This is a genomic window from Bradyrhizobium sp. B039, from assembly GCF_038965675.1.
GTDB lineage: Bacteria > Pseudomonadota > Alphaproteobacteria > Rhizobiales > Xanthobacteraceae > Bradyrhizobium > Bradyrhizobium diazoefficiens.
Genome location: NZ_CP152416.1, coordinates 8267099 through 8284311 on the forward strand (window position 1 = coordinate 8267099; position 17213 = coordinate 8284311).

21 protein-coding genes are annotated in these 17213 nt (G+C 63.6%); 8 read left to right on the forward strand and 13 right to left on the reverse strand.

Features of this window, described 5'->3' with window-relative positions; all coding sequences use genetic code 11:
• Window positions 1-11 precede the first annotated feature (11 nt).
• From AAFG50_RS38960 to madL, 8 genes are all read right to left on the reverse strand, one after another.
• Window positions 12-1283, reverse strand: a complete 1272-nt coding sequence (locus AAFG50_RS38960) for an NAD(P)/FAD-dependent oxidoreductase (RefSeq protein ID WP_028173623.1) — start codon at window positions 1281-1283, stop codon at window positions 12-14.
• Between the two features lie 10 nt (window positions 1284-1293).
• Entirely contained in the window at window positions 1294-2004 is a 711-nt protein-coding gene (locus AAFG50_RS38965) for a dihydrofolate reductase family protein (RefSeq protein WP_028173624.1), read from the reverse strand.
• 19 nt (window positions 2005-2023) lie between these two features.
• On the reverse strand, window positions 2024-2692 hold the full coding sequence (locus AAFG50_RS38970) for a heme-binding beta-barrel domain-containing protein (protein ID WP_028173625.1): 669 nt from the start codon (window positions 2690-2692) through the stop codon (window positions 2024-2026).
• Window positions 2693-2910: 218 nt separating this feature from the next.
• Entirely contained in the window at window positions 2911-3090 is a 180-nt protein-coding gene (locus AAFG50_RS38975; protein ID WP_028173626.1) for a hypothetical protein, read from the reverse strand.
• Window positions 3091-3224: 134 nt separating this feature from the next.
• Window positions 3225-4544 carry an aminotransferase class V-fold PLP-dependent enzyme gene (locus AAFG50_RS38980; RefSeq protein WP_028173627.1) on the reverse strand — a complete coding sequence of 440 codons (1320 nt, stop codon included), beginning with the start codon at window positions 4542-4544 and terminating at the stop codon, window positions 3225-3227.
• A 224-nt stretch (window positions 4545-4768) separates the two neighbouring features.
• Window positions 4769-5488 (reverse strand): GntR family transcriptional regulator, encoded by a 720-nt coding sequence (locus tag AAFG50_RS38985; RefSeq protein ID WP_028173628.1) that lies wholly within the window; start codon window positions 5486-5488, stop codon window positions 4769-4771.
• Window positions 5489-6253 carry a malonate transporter subunit MadM gene (gene madM / locus AAFG50_RS38990; RefSeq protein WP_011084096.1) on the reverse strand — a complete coding sequence of 255 codons (765 nt, stop codon included), beginning with the start codon at window positions 6251-6253 and terminating at the stop codon, window positions 5489-5491.
• The gene (gene madL, locus AAFG50_RS38995) at window positions 6250-6684 is read right to left on the reverse strand and encodes a malonate transporter subunit MadL (protein WP_028173629.1); all 435 of its coding nucleotides are present in this window, start codon (window positions 6682-6684) and stop codon (window positions 6250-6252) included. The genes madM and madL overlap by 4 nt, the downstream gene beginning before the upstream one ends.
• 193 nt (window positions 6685-6877) lie before the next feature.
• Here madL and mdcA point away from each other — a divergent pair, with 193 nt between their 5' ends.
• From mdcA to AAFG50_RS39035, 8 genes are all read left to right on the forward strand, one after another.
• Window positions 6878-8524, forward strand: coding sequence for a malonate decarboxylase subunit alpha (gene mdcA / locus AAFG50_RS39000; RefSeq protein ID WP_028173630.1), 1647 nt, complete (start codon window positions 6878-6880; stop codon window positions 8522-8524).
• Window positions 8525-8534: 10 nt separating this feature from the next.
• The gene (gene mdcC / locus AAFG50_RS39005; protein ID WP_028173631.1) at window positions 8535-8852 is read left to right on the forward strand and encodes a malonate decarboxylase acyl carrier protein; all 318 of its coding nucleotides are present in this window, start codon (window positions 8535-8537) and stop codon (window positions 8850-8852) included.
• Window positions 8849-9763, forward strand: a complete 915-nt coding sequence (locus AAFG50_RS39010) for a biotin-independent malonate decarboxylase subunit beta (protein ID WP_028173632.1) — start codon at window positions 8849-8851, stop codon at window positions 9761-9763. Before mdcC ends, AAFG50_RS39010 begins: the two co-directional genes overlap by 4 nt.
• Window positions 9750-10490, forward strand: a complete 741-nt coding sequence (gene mdcE / locus AAFG50_RS39015) for a biotin-independent malonate decarboxylase subunit gamma (protein WP_028173633.1) — start codon at window positions 9750-9752, stop codon at window positions 10488-10490. The genes AAFG50_RS39010 and mdcE overlap by 14 nt, the downstream gene beginning before the upstream one ends.
• Window positions 10483-11130, forward strand: coding sequence for a malonate decarboxylase holo-[acyl-carrier-protein] synthase (mdcG, locus tag AAFG50_RS39020; protein WP_028173634.1), 648 nt, complete (start codon window positions 10483-10485; stop codon window positions 11128-11130). Before mdcE ends, mdcG begins: the two co-directional genes overlap by 8 nt.
• On the forward strand, window positions 11127-11975 hold the full coding sequence (gene mdcB, locus AAFG50_RS39025) for a triphosphoribosyl-dephospho-CoA synthase MdcB (RefSeq protein WP_028173635.1): 849 nt from the start codon (window positions 11127-11129) through the stop codon (window positions 11973-11975). Before mdcG ends, mdcB begins: the two co-directional genes overlap by 4 nt.
• Window positions 11975-12895 (forward strand): acyltransferase domain-containing protein, encoded by a 921-nt coding sequence (locus AAFG50_RS39030; protein ID WP_028173636.1) that lies wholly within the window; start codon window positions 11975-11977, stop codon window positions 12893-12895. Before mdcB ends, AAFG50_RS39030 begins: the two co-directional genes overlap by 1 nt.
• Before the next feature lie 215 nt (window positions 12896-13110).
• Complete coding sequence (locus AAFG50_RS39035; protein ID WP_342714091.1) at window positions 13111-13731, forward strand: hypothetical protein; 621 nt, start codon at window positions 13111-13113, stop codon at window positions 13729-13731.
• Window positions 13732-13780: 49 nt separating this feature from the next.
• Here AAFG50_RS39035 and AAFG50_RS39040 read toward each other — a convergent pair whose 3' ends face one another.
• The 5 genes from AAFG50_RS39040 to AAFG50_RS39060 form a co-directional block, all read right to left on the reverse strand.
• Complete coding sequence (locus tag AAFG50_RS39040; RefSeq protein ID WP_342714092.1) at window positions 13781-14653, reverse strand: hypothetical protein; 873 nt, start codon at window positions 14651-14653, stop codon at window positions 13781-13783.
• Between the two features lie 218 nt (window positions 14654-14871).
• Complete coding sequence (locus AAFG50_RS39045; RefSeq protein WP_342714093.1) at window positions 14872-15612, reverse strand: hypothetical protein; 741 nt, start codon at window positions 15610-15612, stop codon at window positions 14872-14874.
• Window positions 15605-16297 carry a hypothetical protein gene (locus AAFG50_RS39050; protein ID WP_342714094.1) on the reverse strand — a complete coding sequence of 231 codons (693 nt, stop codon included), beginning with the start codon at window positions 16295-16297 and terminating at the stop codon, window positions 15605-15607. The genes AAFG50_RS39045 and AAFG50_RS39050 overlap by 8 nt, the downstream gene beginning before the upstream one ends.
• A 12-nt stretch (window positions 16298-16309) precedes the next feature.
• On the reverse strand, window positions 16310-16729 hold the full coding sequence (locus tag AAFG50_RS39055) for a hypothetical protein (protein WP_342714095.1): 420 nt from the start codon (window positions 16727-16729) through the stop codon (window positions 16310-16312).
• Window positions 16716-17201 carry a hypothetical protein gene (locus AAFG50_RS39060; protein ID WP_342714096.1) on the reverse strand — a complete coding sequence of 162 codons (486 nt, stop codon included), beginning with the start codon at window positions 17199-17201 and terminating at the stop codon, window positions 16716-16718. Before AAFG50_RS39060 ends, AAFG50_RS39055 begins: the two co-directional genes overlap by 14 nt.
• Between the last annotated feature and the right edge of the window lie 12 nt (window positions 17202-17213).

Below are 17213 nucleotides of genomic sequence, written 5' to 3' on the forward strand. Positions count from 1 at the left end.
CGGGCCTTTTTTCATCCGCGCAAGATCATCCCCGCCGTCTCCAGCCCGCTCGCCAGCGCCGCCTCGACCGTGCCCATGTCGCGGCCGCGATAGAGCGCTTCGCCGGAGAACAGCACCGCTCCATCGGCGCGCGCGAGCATGGTTTGCGCCGCGCGCGTCCGCGGCGTGGCCCAGGAATAGGCGCCGCGGGCGAACGGATCCTGCCCCCAATTGGTCGCCGTGGCCGCGACGAGATCGCGCGCGACGTCTTCGCGCGACAGGCCGAAGATGGTGGAGAGCGAACCAAGCCCGGCCTCGATCAACGCCTGCGGATCGAGGCCTTGCAGCTCCGCCGTCCGCGGGCCGCCGAACCAGCCGGTGAGCACGGGATGCTGATCCGGATGGCGCGTCCACCACACCGGGATGGTCCGGTCCGACAGCAGGAAGGTCATATCCGCAAGATCCGGCTTTCGCTCGCGCCACCATGGCCGCGCAAACCGCAGCAGAATCTTGACGACGTTGCCGAAGCCGATGTCGTCGGCAGCCGCCGCCTTCGCGCGCACGCTCGCCGGAAGCGCGATCTCGCGCAGCAGCGGCAGCGGCACCGTGAGGATCACGCGGTCGCAGCGATGCACCTCGCCGCCGGCACCGCGAACGACCACCGCGCCGCCCTCGTCCTCGATCGCCGACACCACGCAGCCGAGGCGGACCGCCGCGCCATGCCTGCGGCACTCGGCGGCGAGAAAATCGATCAGCGCGCCATAGCCGCCATTGATGCGCGCCTGCGTGTGGAGCCCGCCGTCCATCCATTCCTCGCGCAGCGCCAGCGTGGAGGCGCGCTCGGGATCGGCGGCATCGTAGCCCTCGACCATCCGCTCGATCGAATAGCGCAGTCCGTCATACTCGGGTCTGGCAAAATGACGGCGCAGGAAATCGGCGACGGTGAGATCGTCCTTCAAATTCCCGAGCACGGCATGCAGCTCCGCCTCGTGCGGATCATGGCGATCCTCACGCGAGAAATTTGCACCGTCAAATCTCCATAGCGTGCCTTCGATCTCCCGAAGGGACAGCCCCGCCTCGCGCAGCAGGGCGCGTGTCACCGGGGCATCGCCATGGACGAATTCGGCGCCGCCATCGGCGGGGTAGCCGAACTCCGCCGCCGGCAGCGGGTGGATGCGCCCGCCGCAGCGCTCGCGTGCTTCCAGGACCGTCACCTTCTTGCCCGCGCGCGCGAGCTCGCGCCCCGCCATCAGGCCAGCCGCGCCGGCACCGACGATGACGATATGCTGTGGCTTGTCCGACATGCCGGTGCTTTTACTTACCCACGGCCTGCGGATCGTTCTTGATCAGGTAGCGCAGCAGCAGGACACCGCTGCCGAGCTCCCGCACCCCCTCCAGCGTCATCGCGGCGAGGGGCGCGCGCTTGTCGCTGTCGGCTTCCGTCGAAGAGAACACGAAGGGCGCGCCGCTTGCGCCATCCACCGCGGGGCTGAGGATGAGATTGAATTCGTCGATGAGACCGGCGCGCAGGAACGCGCCATTGGCGACGCCGCCGCCCTCCACCAGCAGGCGCTTCACGCCGAGCTCGCGGTTGAGAATGTCCAGCGCCAGTGCGAGGTCGATCTCCGACTTGCCGGCGAAGATATAGGACACGCCCTCGCCGCGCAGGCCTGCAAGATGCGAATCCGGCACGCCCTCGGTCAGCACCACGACAATCGGATCGCCGCCGATATCGGAGCGGCCCCAGCCGATCTTGCCCTGCGCATCGAGCACGACGCCGTAGGTTTTTGCATCACGCCGCGCAAACCAGTTCTGACGCGGAAACGTCTCGCTCGAGGTCGCGGGATAGGGCTTGCCCTTGGCGAACTCCGAGCCGGTGATGCGGCCGATGACCCAGGCATCGCCGCCGAGCTCGTCATGGATCTTCTCGAACCAGTCCGTGCCCGCGCCCTTCGGACGCCAGCGGCTGGGGTGCGTGCGGCCGTCCAGGCTGGAATGCATCAGACAGATGACGTAGGGCTTCATGCAAATCTCCGGACCGCGCTCAACCCACCGTTCCGCCGCCGCCGCTCTTGGCGCGATCGTTGACGATCGCCGCGAGCGGATTGAGCTTTGGCGGCGCAACGAGCTGGAGCGTGTTGGTGTCGTGATGATTGAACGGCGCGCCGCGGACGAACAACTCGGTCTGGATCAGGTAGGTCCAGCTTCCGTCGTCGTTGAAGGTGATGTCGCAGCGGTAAGCGTCGGTGCGGAAGGCCTGTTCCAGGAAGTCGGTCGAGCAGATCCCGTAAGCGGTGTCGCCGCGCTTCGCCGTGACCGAAATTTTCCTGTCATCAGGTCCGGCCTTGCCCGAGGCGAGCAGCACCTGCCCGCGCGGTATCGCCAGCGTCTGCATGATCAGCCCGGTCGCGGGCTCCCACAGCCAGTAGCCGACCTGGTCGTGGAAGGTGATGTCCTCCTCGGGCGTGTTGATGTGGATGTGATAACGCAGGCCGTAGAACAGCTGCGGGCCGTTGGCCTGCGGATCGATCGGGTCCATCCGAATGCGCTCGATGAAGGTCCGCCGCTCCGGTCCTTCGGCCTTCGGGTTGACGTCGATCCCCTTGTCGGCCTGCCAGCTGCCTGCGAGACGGCGCAGCGGGCCGAGATTGGCGAGACCGTCGGGCGAGACGTTCTCGGGCTCGGTGAAGATGTCGGCGGGAAGGGGAAGCATGAGTGTCCTCGCGGGAAGTTGCGGGGAGCAGCAATAGCACGGAGACGGCAACGTGGCTCGTGCTCAAGCCTCACAATCGCGAATGGACATCCGCGCCACGCGCAGACGATCGGTGGCCTTCAAGGGAGTTCGCGGGGGAAAATACGAAGCGCGGTCTCAATGGCTTGGACCGCGAAGCGGAGCCGAACCGATTGGGTTCGGCTCCGTCGCAAGGACGTCTAGTGGCGGTGGTCGCGGACCTCCGGTTGATTGCGGTGGTCGCGAACGATGGTCTGATTGCGGTGGTCGCGCACGACGGGCGGGTCGCGATGGTCGCGGACGATGGTCGTCGCGTTCGAGGGCGTCACCACGTTTGCCAATGCGATCGCTGCGAGAGCCACAAGGATGTAATTGCGCATGAGTCTTGTCCTTTGCCTGGTGGATCACTGCGAGCCACCTGACATCAAGCTAGATTGGCCAGCTGGAATGATATGTGCCGGCGATCACGCGATGATTGTCGATGCGCTGGCCGATTGCACTCCGCCTCGCGGGTTCAGCCGGCTTTCGTACCCGTGATGCCGGCAAGCGCCTCGACGAGCCGGTCGAGATCGGCCTCCTCGGTGTAGAGCGCCGGCGTCACGCGGATGCATTGGCCCTTGGCGACGCCCGCCCGGCGAACCGTCAGGACCTTGTAGGTGTCCCTGAGCTTCGCCACGGTGGCGTCGTTGTCGGCCTTGCTCGTCTTGCCGGCGAGGCGGAAGGACGTGATCGCACCATACAGGCCGGCCTCGTCCGGCGTCAGGATCTCGATGTCCTTGAAGCCGCGAACGCGACTGACCCAGTAGTCGCGCAGGTGGCGCAGGCGGGCCTGTTTCGCCGCGGCGCCGATCTGCTGATGCAGTTCGACGGCCGCGGGCACCGTCAGCACCGTCGCGAAATTGACCGTGCCGGTGTGTACGCGCGAGCGGATGTCGGTCGCCGGGAAATCCTCGTCACCAAGGTCACGGTCGACGTCGGCGAGGCGGTCCTTCCTGATGTAGAGGAAGCCCACGCCGACCGGCGCGCCGATCCATTTGTGCAGGTTGAAGCCGACGAAGTCGACCTCGAGCTCACCCACCCTGAAGTCGATCTGCCCCCAGGAATGAGCGGCGTCGAGGATGACATCGATGCCCTTCGCCTTGGCCATGCGGGCGATCTCGGTGACCGGCATGACGAGGCCGGTGCGATGGCTGACATGGGTGAGGAGGAGCAGCCTGGCCTTCGGATTCGCCTCGAGGGCGCGGGCATAGGCGTCGAGCACGGCCTGCCGGGTGGCCGGCTCCGGCACGTCGAACTTGACCACGTCGACGCCGCGGCGCGCCCCAAGCGCGCTCATGGCATATTGCATCGAATCGTAGTCGAGGTCGGCGTAGAGCACGCTGTCGCCGGGCTTCAGCTTGTTGTATCCGCCGATGAGCAGCTGCAGCGCTTCGGTCGCGCCGCGGGTGAGCGCGATTTCCTCGGGCGCAGCTCCAACCGCCTCCGCCACCCTGGCCCGCACGGCCTCGAAATCCGCCCCCGCGCGCTGCCGCGCGTAATAGGTGTTCTGATAGTTGACCATATCGGACAGGCGGATGAACTCGCGCCGCACGGGCTCGGCCATGATGCCCCAGAAGCCGTTCTCCAGATTGACGACATCGGGCGTCACGGCATAGAGCCCCTTCACGGCCGTCCAATAGGCCTTGTCGGTGGCGATTGCGACCGCCGATCCGGTCGGCTGTGCCGGCAGGCCCTCGGCGGCAAGAGCCGGCGCCGCCAGCGGCGCGACAGCTGCGGCCGCGAGGCCCTTCAGGATCGACCGGCGGTCGGAAGAAATTGTCTTGATCAGATGCATGTCCACCCTCTGCGCTGCGCGGCGAAAGGAGCAGCGATCAATGGAACACCGATGACAGGGCGGTGACAGTCTGATGATGCCGGACGTTGCCCCGGCAGGGAATACGATCTGGTTGGCCGCACACACCGGCCTCGTCAAAACGGGAAAGCCGCGCGCCCTCCTGGCAGCTCACGCCCGCACCGATCTGCCTGGCTTGCTGCAACAACGGCGCACAACCGCAATCGTCAGGCGCTGTCAGGTCCAGGCCCGTCGGCCGGTCCGCCCAGGCGATCATCGATGTAGCGCCGAAGCGCCGCGGCCGCGTTCAACATATGCGCCCGCATCCTGCGCGATGCGGTCTCGCCATCGCCTTCGGCGATCGCCTGCATGATGACGTCATGCTCGTCGCGGGACTTGCGAATGCGATCGCCATGCCGCAATTGCGTGCGGCGAAAAGCGCTGAGACGCGAGCGGACATCCTGCGCCTGCTCTGCCAGAAACGAGTTGTGCGTTGCCCGGTAGATGCATTCGTGGAATTCCCGGTTGAACGCGTCATAGGCATCGACGTCATTGGCCTCGACCATCTTCAGCGAGGCGTCATGCAGCTCGATCAAATGGCTGCGCTCGAGCGGGGTCATGCGATAGGTCGCGAGCCTGACGCACATCGCCTCGACCTCGGCACTGGTCTCGAACATGTCCATGATGCGCTCGGGCGTCATCCGCGCCACGACGAGGCCGCGCCGCCCCCGCACTTCGACGAGGCCGCTGACCACGAGCTGGCGAAGCGCCTCCCGCACCGGCGTGCGGGAGGCCCCGAAGCGATCGGCCAGCAGCTGCTCTTCCAGAGCGGAACCGGCGACCAGCGCACCCGAGGCGATCTCGTCGGTGAGCGCGTTGCGGATGCGATCGGAGAGCAGCCCGCCATCGTCCTCGGCGTCGGCTGCGACTTTCAACAATCCTGCCATTCAGCCTCCCGTGATCGCGCGCACCGCGAAGTAAAGAACAGAGGGCGCGACCAGACACCCGAGCCCGGTGTGGAACGTCGCCGTCAGCGCACCGTACGGCACCAGACGCCGGTCCGTCGCCGCCAGCCCTCCGGACACGCCGCTGACCGTTCCCATCAAGCCGCCAAACACCATCGCGCTGCGCGGATTGTTCAGACCGATCATCTTCGCCACGAAGGGCGTACCGATCATGACGATCACTGCCTTGAATACACCGGTCGCGATCGAGAGCGCAATAACCGGCGAGGATGCGCCGATCGCAGCCCCCGTGACCGGCCCCACGATGTAGGTCACCGCGCCGGCGCCGATCGTCGTCATCGAGATGGCATCGGTGTAACCGAATGCCGCGGCGACGAACACGCCCAGGATGAACGGGACGACAGTTCCGAGCCCAAGCGCGACCGCACCGATGGCCCCGGCCTTGCGCGCGTGAACGACATCGACCTCGAAGGCGGTCGCGACGATGGCGAAGTCGCGCAGCATCGCGCCGCCCATCAGGCCGATCCCGGTCAGCGCCGGCAGGTCGGCGACGCCCTTTTCACCGCCTGTGGCGAGGCCTCCGAAGAAGGCCAGCACGAGACCCAGCATGATCGCGATCGCCGAGCCGTGGATGCGTCCGAAGGTGAGGTATTTCGAGATCGCTCCGGAGACCCACATCAGGATCCCGACGGCCGCGAAAGCGGTGAGCAGCGAGTTTGCAGCTAGAATGTGCGATATCATCGTCATCCGATCCTCCCGGACTTGAAGTGGGGCACGCTCGCCTCGAGCGCCTCTCGCGCCTCGATCTCGTCCATGGTCTCGACACGGCCGCTGAGCCGGCCGATCAGGGCCACCATCGCGAAACACACGGCGACCGCGCCGATCCCCGCGATGACGACGATGGGACCGCCCTTGGCCGCAGCGACGACGTTCTGCTGCGCCGCCATGGCGACCACGATCGGAATGTAGAAGCTGCCCCAGAACTCGACGCCGGTCTTGAGACCGTGGCTGAGCAGGCCGTGCCGCACCAGCCAGAGCCGGGCGGCGATCAGAAACATCATGGCAATGCCGACGCCGCCGACATTGGCCTTAACGCCGAGGGCGATGCCGAGCAGGTCCCCCAGCAAGACCCCCAGCAACGTGCAGATGGAGAGCAGCGCTACGCCGGAAACGGTCACGGGCGCCTCCCCTGAACGAACGGAGCTCCGGCCACGCGACTTGGACGCCTTGCATGCATTCGCATCTTAAATCTCCTCCTGTGTATGCGAATATCCATCGCTTATGAGTTTGCGTATACACTAATTGACATTAAGACGCAATACGCATACATTCGGCACAAATGAAGGCAACCTCGCATGCCAAGGAGCCGAGATGAGCAATTGGGGTATGCAAAAGGCCGCTCTGGGAGAGCGCCTGACGGCCGGCCGGCGGCACGCGAAGGGAAAGATCGTCCCGCTCCCGAGCCTGCCCGTGTTTCTTGCGGCTGTGATCCGATCAGGCGACCGGGTGTGCCTGGAGGGCGACAACCAGAAGCAGGCCGACATCCTCGCCGCGGCGCTTGCGAACCTCGACCCCGCTGAGATCAGCGACCTGCACATGGTGCAGTCCGGCGTGGTCCTGCCCGCGCACCTCGATATCTTCGAGAAGGGCATCGCTCGGCGGCTCGACTTTTCCTATTCGGGCCCGCAATCGGCGCGCATTGCGCGCATGCTGTTCGGCCGCAAGATCGAGCTCGGCGCGGTCCATACCTATCTCGAGCTGTTCGCCCGCTACTTCATCGATCTCACGCCAAACGTCGCGCTGATCGCCGCGGTGAGTGCCGACAAGGACGGCAACCTCTATACGGGGCCGAACACCGAGGACACACCGACCGTCGTCGAGGCGACGAGTTACAAAAATGGTCTCGTGGTGGCGCAGGTCACCGAGATCGTCGACAAGGTGCCGCGCGTCGATATTCCCGGCGACCTCGTGCATTTCGTGGTCGAAGCCGGCAGGCCGTTCTACGTCGAGCCGCTCTTCACCCGCGACCCCGCCGCCATCACCGAGACCCAGATCCTGACGGCGATGCTCGCCATCAAGGGCATCTACGCGCCTTACGGCGTACGCCGCCTCAATCACGGCATCGGCTTCAACACCGCCGCGATCGAGCTGTTGCTGCCGACCTATGGCGAGAAGCTCGGCCTCAAGGGCAAGGTCTGCACCCACTTCGCGCTCAACCCGCATCCAACCCTCATTCCGGCGATCGAATCCGGCTGGGTCGACCAGATCCACTGCTTCGGGTCGGAAGTCGGCATGGAGGACTATGTCGCCGCGCGCTCCGACATCTTCTTCACCGGCCCCGACGGCTCGCTGCGGTCCAATCGCGCCTTCTGCCAAACGGCCGGCCTCTATGCCTGCGACATGTTCATCGGATCGACGCTGCAGATCGATCTCGAGGGCCACAGCTCGACGGTGACGACGAACCGCATCGCCGGGTTCGGCGGCGCGCCCAACATGGGATCCGATCCACATGGCCGCCGCCATCCGAGCGAACCCTGGCTCAAGGCCGGCGCCGAAGCAGACCCTCACGCCAACGCCGCGCTGCGCCGCGGCCGCAAGCTGGTGGTGCAGATCGGCGAGACTTTTGGCGAGCGCAATGCTCCGCTGTTCGTCGAGCGGCTCGATGCGCTCGAGCTGGCGCGCGAGCTCAAGCTCGATCTCGCGCCGGTGATGGTCTACTCGGACGACGTGACCCACATCGTTACCGAGGAAGGCATCGCCAACCTCCTGATGTGCCGCAGCAAGGACGAGCGCGAGCAGGCGATCCGCGGCGTCGCCGGATACACCGACATCGGACGCGCGCGCGATGCGAAGCTGGTCGAGCAGCTCAGGCAACGCGGCGTCATTCGTCGTCCCGAGGATCTCGGCATCGATCCGCTCGACGCCGACCGCCGCCTGCTGGCGGCCCGCTCGATCAAGGACCTCATGCTGGCCTCCGGCGGCCTCTACCGTCCGCCCAGCCGCTTCCGCAACTGGTGAGGAGTTTCGCATGGAAAAGCTCAGCTTCAGGCTGACCGCAGCCAGATCCGCCGGCGGCACCCGCGCGCAGGCGATCGTCGGCGTGGTCGCCTCCGGCAATCTCGAGGTGCTGTTGGAACGCGCCTCGCCGGCCGACATGTGCACGATCGACATCGCAACCGCAGCTCACGGTTTCGGCGCGGTGTGGGACGCCGTGGTCCGCGACTTCGTCGCCCGCCGCTCTGCCGGCGGCTTGCGCATCTCCATCAATGACGGCGGCGCCCGGCCCGACACGGTTGCGCTGCGCCTTGCGCAAGGCGTCCGCAAGATCGAGGAGCCGGAACGATGACACAGGCGGCAGCCAACACTATTTCGCTGAGCTGGTACGAGGCGAGCGCCCGGCAGCGCATCGACGCGCTGGTCGATGCCGGCAGCTTTTCCGAATACATCGGCCCCGAGCTGCGCGAGATCAGCCCGCATCTTTCGATCTTCGACCTGCCGGAGCAGTTCGACGACGGCATCGTCATCGGCCGTGGCCGCCTGGAGGGATCGCCGGTGCTCGTCGCGGCGCAAGAGGGACGCTTCATGGGCGGCGCCTTCGGCGAGGTCCATGGCGCCAAGCTCACCGGCCTCCTGCATGCCGCACGCGCCCTTCGCCAGGACGTGCTGATCCTGTTCGACACCGGCGGCGTGCGGCTCCAGGAGGCCAATGCTGGTGAGCTCGCGATCGCAGAAATCATGCGCGCGGTGATCGAGCTGCGGCGCGCTGGCGCCAGCGTCGTCGGGCTGATCGGCGGCCGCGCCGGATGCTATGGCGGCGGCAGCCTGATCGCCGGCACCTGCTCGCGCCTGATCGTGTCCGAGCAGGGGCGGATCAGCGTCAGCGGTCCCGAGGTGATCGAGACCAACAGGGGCATCGAGGAGTTCGACTCGCGCGATCGCGCGCTGGTCTGGCGCACCATGGGCGGCAAGCACCGCTATCTCATCGGCGGCGCCGACATGTTCGTCGACGACGAGGCGCTGGCGTTTCGCGAGGCCGCGATCGACGCGCTCAAGATCAAGCGTGGCTGCGACACCAGCGCTCTCGCAGCCGAGCAGGAGCGCCTGGAGCGGCGCCTGCAGCGTTTCGGTGAAGCCGAGGACGCCGTCGAGATCTGGCAGGCGCTTGGTATCGACGCGCCGACCGAGATCCCCGCGCTTCCGACCGACGCCTTTCTTCACGCGGCAGACACAAGGGAGAACGCCGATGACGCTCGATGACATCCTGGCCGGCCTGTTCCCGAACGGCCGCAAGATCGAAACGACCGGCGCGATGATCGCGGGACGGGCGACCCTGCCTGATGGCGGGGCGATCCACGTGCTCGGCATCACGCAAGGACAGCCGCTCGGCGTGGACGAGGCGATCGCGCTCGCAGGGCGCGTGATCGAGATCATCAAATCCAACGATCGGGCGCCGATCCTGGTCCTGGTGGATTCCGCCAGCCAGCGCATGAGCAAGCGCGACGAGTTGCTTGGCCTCAGCGAATATCTATCGCATCTCGCCAAGGCCCTGCTGCTGGCAGAGGCCGAGGGACACCGCACGGTCGGCCTGCTCTACGGCGGCAGCGCGGCCGGCGCGTTCATCGCCACCGCTCTTGCCACCGGCACGCTGGTGGCGCTTCCCGGCGCGCATCCCGCCGTGATGGATCTGCCGTCGATGGCGCGGGTCACCAAGCTTCCGATCGAGGTGCTGAAGGCCAAGGCGGAAGCGACACCCGTTTTCGCGCCCGGGCTCGACAACATGGTCCGCACCGGCGGCATTCACGTCGTCTGGGACGAAACTGCGCCCCTGGCGCCGCAGCTTGCGGCCGTGCTGGCACAGCCTGCCGGACGGGACGAACGCAGCCGGCTCGGCGCGGAGCGGGGCGGACGCCGGAAGGCGGCCGAGATCGCCGATCGGGTCGTCGCACTCGCCGCGATATCGCAGCAAGGAGCGCAACATGGCTGAAGCGCTCGCGCGTCACACCATGGTGAAGGCCTCGGCCGCCGGATGGGCTGCCGTGATGAGCCGCCACCCCGAACTCGCCAGCGAGCCGATCATCGACGGCTGGGCGCGCGCCGACCGCCCCCTCATCGTTCGCCGGCCGGCTTGCAGCGATGCCGCCGGCATGATTCCGCTCGGCCTGCCGCTGCCGCCCAGCCACGGCAAACGGCGCATCGCGTTCGCGCTCGCGCCCGGCGACATCATCGCATGGGCTCCGCCGCCATCCTTGGCCGATGCGGCCGCCGCGGCACCTGCGCGCTGGCGGGAGACGATCGGCCTGCTGCTCCAGCTTCTGCCGGAGACCCGCACCTTCGGCAGCCTGGCCTGGCAGCACCTCACCGGCCTGCCCTATCTTTCCGACAGTTCGGACCTCGATCTGCTCTGGCCGCTGTCGTCGGCAAGGCAAGCCGACACGCTGCCGTCGGACATCGGCCGGATTGCGAACCGGGCGCCGATGCGGCTGGACGGTGAGATCGTTGGTCGCGCGGGAGGGGTCCAATGGCGCGAGCTCATCGGTGCTGACGACGATGAAGTCCTCGTGAAAGGCCCCGCCGGCGTCATCAGCACGACGCGCGCCGCGTTTCTGACGGGGAGTCTGTCGTGACCGTCGCGCTGAGATGGCAATCGACACCTGCCAACGCGCCCGATGCGGAGCAGCTCGGTGATCTGGCGTCGCGTTGCCTGAAGCTCGAAGTCGAAACTCATCCGAAGCCGGGGCTCGTCAGCCATGTCGACAATGGCGCGCACAGCGACATGGATGCCGGGCTCTTGTGCCGCAGCGCCGATACCTTGAGGCCATTCCTCCGTGATCTGGCGCTTGCCGGAGCCGAGGGCGCCGGCATGAGCCGCTTGCGCGCGATCGGGGTCGCCGCCGAGCGCGCCATGCTCGCGGAAACCGGAGGCGTCAACACGCATCGCGGCGCGATCTTCGGATTGGGTCTGCTCTGCGCCGCGGCCGGATATCGCGGTGCGCTCGGCATTCGCAAGTCGCTCGGCGATCTGGTGTCGCAGCGCTGGGGCGAAGATATCCTTTCGGGTCCCATATCCTTGCGCAGCCACGGCGCCATGGCCTCGCGGCGTTACGGTGCCGGCGGCGCCAGGGCGGAAGCGGCTTGCGGCTTCCCATCGGTCTACGAGATCGCCCTGCCCGCCCTGCATGCGGCACGACAGCTCGCGCCTTGCGATGAGGAAGCAGTTCGCGTCCAGACCTGCATGACGCTCATCGCCGACGTCACCGACACCAACCTCCTGCATCGCGGCGGAGCGGAGGGATTGCACTTCGCACAAGCCAGCGCATCCGCATTTCTTGCCGCCGGAGGCGTTGGACGTCACGGCTGGCGCGAGCGGGCCATCGAGATTCATCAGGCCTTCGTGGCGCGCAATCTCAGTCCCGGCGGCTCCGCGGACCTGCTGGCCATGGCCCTCTTCGTCGACCGGCTGGACCCCTGATGCTTGCTCTGCTCTGCGGTGGACAAGGCACCCTCTCGGACAAGATCTTCGATCTGGCCGCCGGTCAGCCTGCCGCGGAGCCTGTTTTCGTCGGGGCAACCGCGCATCTCGGCGAGGATCCGCGGCAGTTCGTCCGGACGCAGAGCGCAGACGAGCTGTCCGCAAACCATGTCAGCCAGATCCTGACCGTCACGTCGGCACTCGCGATCCATGCCTGCATGGCCGATCTCCTGACCGAACCTGCGGCCGTCACCGGCTACAGCGTCGGCGAGATGACCGCCTGGAGCATTGCAGGGATATGGACCGCCGATGAAGCCTTGCGATTGACGGCTGTTCGCGCGCGCCTGATGGATAGCGTCGCCGGCCCCGATGGCCGCCTCGGCTATGTCCGCGGGCTCGACCCGGCCGCGCTCGAACGCCTGCTCGGGAAGCATCGCTGCGAGATCGCGATCAGGAACCCCGATCGTCTCGTTGTCGTCGGAGGCGCCGAGCAGGACGTGATCGACCTCTGCGAGGAAGCGATACGACAAGGCGCCACACGCACAGGTCTTCTCGCCGTGAGAATCGCCTCGCACACGCGGCAGCTCGAACAGGCCTGTCGCCCCCTTCAACTGGCGCTCGACGCCAGCACACGCTCCGCTATCGCAAGCCAGCGCGTCCTGCTCGCCGGAGGCGACGGCGAGCGCATCTTCTCCGCGAGCAATGCAACAGCAAAGCTCGCCTGCCAGGTGGCGCGCCCGATCGACTGGTCGGCGACGCTGGAAGCCCTTGCGGAGCTGGGCGTCAGCAGGGTGCTGGATCTCGGTCCAGGACACGCGCTCGCCGAGATGATGCAGGCCTTCCTTCCCTCCATTCGCTGCTACGCGGCGGACGGATTCCGCACGGTCGATGGTCTGCGAAACTGGATTGCGGCCGAATAGCCATTCGGCAGCGCGAAGCCGTTGAAATTACAAAATTGCTTTGGATATCGGGCTGTTGGAAGAGCCGGATGGTGCCCAGGGGCGGATTGCGCTTTCCGACGAGCTTACTGTTGAAATATAAGGCGATTTTCTAGCAGAGCAGCGAGATGTTTACCAGCCGTGTTACTCAGTGGCTTTCCTTGGTAGGATCATCCGCCTTGAGAGACGCGGAACCGATGGCCAATCAGACTATCCCGCCTGATGCAGGGAAGATGAGCTTCACCCATGAGCAGCTCATTCAGCTGAAATCGGAAGTGCTGCTTGACGCGCCATACGCCTCGCGCGTCAGTTTCGGTCTATTTCTCCGTCTCGTCATGACGGGCGACACGATACCCGTGCTTCGTCAGATAGATGCGCTCGAAGGCCGCAAACCAAGGTCAACGGTTAAGGAACCCTCGCCGTTCAAGCATCCGCCGCTGGCCCCCTTCTGGCATGCGCACTACTTCACCTCACGCCACACACTCCGCAACATCGGCGAGAGATGGAACATCGCAAGGGGACCCGGCAACGACGACCTCGGAGCAGCCTTGAATGCGGTCGCCGAGCAACATGGTCATGATCCCGACGTCTGGCCGGGAGCTTTAGCGCACAGAGTATTCATAGAAGGCATGAACGAACGCACAAACGCCAACCGCCTTACGGGTGACTGGATCATCTTCGCCAAGCACGACGGACAAAACTACTATCTTGACCTCGCCCGTCACGAGGAGGCACAGGGGCCAATCAGGTCCGCTGCACTGATGCAGAAGCTCCGAGCCAGTAGCGCGGCCGAATTTCCGTTTCTATTCCCTGACTAACTCGGAGTCGGGTCGACTCCTACCTCTGGGCCCAAGTTTACGAGCTTGGCTAGGGGTGTCGAATTTCGAACACCTCGAAGCGGATGCCAATGCGGCGCTCAATCTCGTCAGCTAGCTGATCTCCAACGAAGCCGTCAAACATCTCGCACTGGTTCGCAAAGCCAAGGGGTTCTGCTTGATAGAATACAAACGCTCGCTTCGCGTCGGGAAACACGAAGGCGGACGACGCGCTTCCCTTTTTGCGGGGATACCATGTTGTGAATCGATGCCTCTTCTCGCCGGTTGAACTGAGTATTGCGCTTCCATCTGGAGCCATGAGCCTAGACTCAGCATCAAAGAACATCGTCGCGACGAATGGAAATCTGAAGGTGCCTCCATCACTAAGCGCGACCGTGAAGAAATCGCCAACGCTTAGAATGGTTCGGTCCTCAAGTACGGATTGAAGGCGAGCTAATTGGTCGATGACAAGCGCCTGATCTCGAACGTCAGGGCCGATTATTGTTGCTTGCGCCGCGCCATCTCCAGACGCAGCACGGGGACCGGACTGAAACCGCTCGAAGCCTGCCGAATCTCCTATGAATGCAGCCCGTCGCTCATTTGCCCTCCCCTCGCGAATGTGGAAGAGCCGCCTGGGCCCTGCGAATCCCACCAGATATTCGTTATCACTCTCGCGACTTGAATCTTGGAGGATTGAGATAACCGCTTGAAAGCCCGTGCTGTGACCACGAATGTCTGCGATAGCAGCCCTCGCGATGTCCGGATCACCCGTGAAGGCGATCGCAACGTTGCTGGCGACAAACGTGATCTTTAGGCTGCCGCTTTTTATATCCGGTAGCGCTCGCTCTTGGCGTGGACTTTGAATCCGCGTGTCGGCTAGCATGATGATCTGGTGAGGAGTTACCTTACCGACAACTAGGGTCATCTTCCATCCGAACCAATTTCAGGGCTCACAAATTTTAAGGATAAGCCGTGGGAGCTGATCGGTAACTTCCCCCGTATGCCCACGCGAAGCCCGGGCCTGGAGGGGTGCCAATAGCACGATGGCCACCGTGTTGCCCTTCCTGTCCGCTTCAGAGGCTTTGTACGACCTTTGACACTTTAGGCCCTGTGGAGGAGGCAACGTTGGCCTTCAAAGCAAAATCAATCAGGGAGCGGCAATGATGAAAAGCGCTTCGTCGAGATTTCATGGCGGACCAATGCATCGTTGAAGAAGCCCGCCATCCATTCCCATTTCGCCCTTGCGTCAGAACCGAGTTGTAGATTTCGCAATGATGCTTCTATGTGGACACGGAGCGGATCAAAAAATTCTTCAAACGGCAGTTGGGCAGCATTGGTTGGGAGATAACCCGCATGCAAGACATCAACCATCAGCTTCTTGTCCCCGACGCAAAGGGACGGAACTGAGCGCGACTGATTTTTCCAAAGCTCTGCCGCAGGTTCTGATAGCAAGATGCAAGGGTGCTTCGCAGATTGCTCTGTAAGATAGGCATCGATGTAACCGGAGCCAAAAATGTTGCTCCCATTGCTCCCCTGTTCGTGCCAAACCTTTCCGACGGAGATACCGCCCCTGATGAGATGGCCTGCTTCCATCACCTTTTGGGCAACTTGAATGCACTTGGTGACCACAATATCAAGGCCATCATATTTTCCGCTTTTCAACGGAGCGGAGAAAATAATGCTATCTGAAATGAAAATGTACTTCGGATGGACGGTCACCGGGACACTTGAGTCTAGCCCGGAATTGTCAAACTTCACGTGGCTTTCCAAAACGGTCTTAAGCACCAGCAATTTGTTAAGTCCGCTAGGCGCCTTCTCAGCTTCGACAATCAACTGCTTAAAGCCAAGAATATCAAGAAATGCTACGGCTCGATCTTCAAACATGTGGCTCCCCTTCGCGATGCGCAAACATCTTTTCTATCGCGCTAAGCAGTTTCAAATGCTCTTGCGTGTGCATCGCCGCGTTGGAAAAGTATCTTTTGCGAGCAAGTGGGACGCTGGCTCGCGCTTCTAAAATGAACCTTGGTCCCGCGCTGGTTGGAGCACTGGAGTCATTGAGAGCAAAATCAATCCGTGTGACTTCCACGCCATGACGTGTCCCCAGAGGAGCGTTGAGATATCCTCCAATGAGGCTCAGCAGGGCCGCATGGTCGGCAAACATTGCACTCACTGCTTGCTCGAACTCGACGGTCAAGAGACTGACGTAGACCTTCTTTACAGGCGAAATTGGGCGCCGGAATTGAAACTCCCGAATAAGGTAGTCCATCAAATCGTCCAAGAAGGCGCTTGAGTGCTCCGTCGTATTCGCGATCGCGACAACGCCATCGGTGTAGAGGGCAAACTCGGTAATAATGGCTCGCTTGCCGTCCGAGTTGAATATTCCAGTACCAAACTTCAGGCCGTTTTTATCGACCTCTTCCCGCGTTGGCTTCTCCGGAAAGTTCTTAAAATCATATCGCTCGGCAAGCTTTTGGATGATCGCAATTGGGTCCGTTCCTCCAAGTGGCAAAATCTCCTCGGTGGGGAAAAGCCAAGTAGTTCGTCCCGTTTCGATAGACACCACTTCCATTTCTCTAAACCCTCAGGCGTACGCTAACTGCGCCGCGCTCCTTTGCTCGTGATCGCCGTCTCTGTTCGTATTTCCACCCAATGCGCTGGCGCGTGCCCCTCGGTTCTCGTTAGCAGGCTGGCGAGGGGCTGTGGCCGTCGGTCGAATGATCTCATTGTTTCCTTCTGGAATAGGACGGGCCTCAAAATGAGGCTCCCATCCGATGGCCCAAAGCAGCTCTCCAATTCGACGCGCAGTGAGGTTTTCTAGGCCGCCAATTTGACGATTGACTACAGCCCGACTTGTACCAATCTTTTCAGCGATTGCCTGTTGCGTGAGTTTTCGACGCGTCTTCTCTGCCGCCACGGCTCGCCGAATTTCATCGATTACACGCGCCATGAACTCCGCTCCAGCTCGCGACTTTTCATCGAGTTCAAGTTCAAACGAGGTCATCGAAGGCTCCTACTGCAAATTTCTCGCCATCAAGCGGAAGGGTGTCCCGGGCGACAACTACTTCGCGCCGGTCGTCGGCATAATTTTTTGTCTTCGTCGGCTCCTTGTAGTCATCGGCGTATCCACCTTTCACGGCGATGAACTGGCGTGGTCGGTACATCCAACCAAATATGCGAAGGTCCGCAGTCTTCAGTTCCCAGACGTTGTCTTCGCGAGGGTCCATGTCATGAAACATGGGGCCATACGCCATTGGCTCGCCCGCAATCCATTGCCGTATCCGGAGGACAAGTTGTTCGTGCGGCGTGAAGTCGCTCGCCACTCTGCCCGTGGCCATTCTTGGGACTTCGCTTTTCATCCAATCAACGCATTCCGGAAACGCATAAATCTTTCGTTCCGGGAACTGTCCGGGGCGCAACTTCAAAACCACTGGAATGAGCTGCTTTTCAGCAAGCAGACTATCGAAAGTAGCCATCTAGGTCAACAT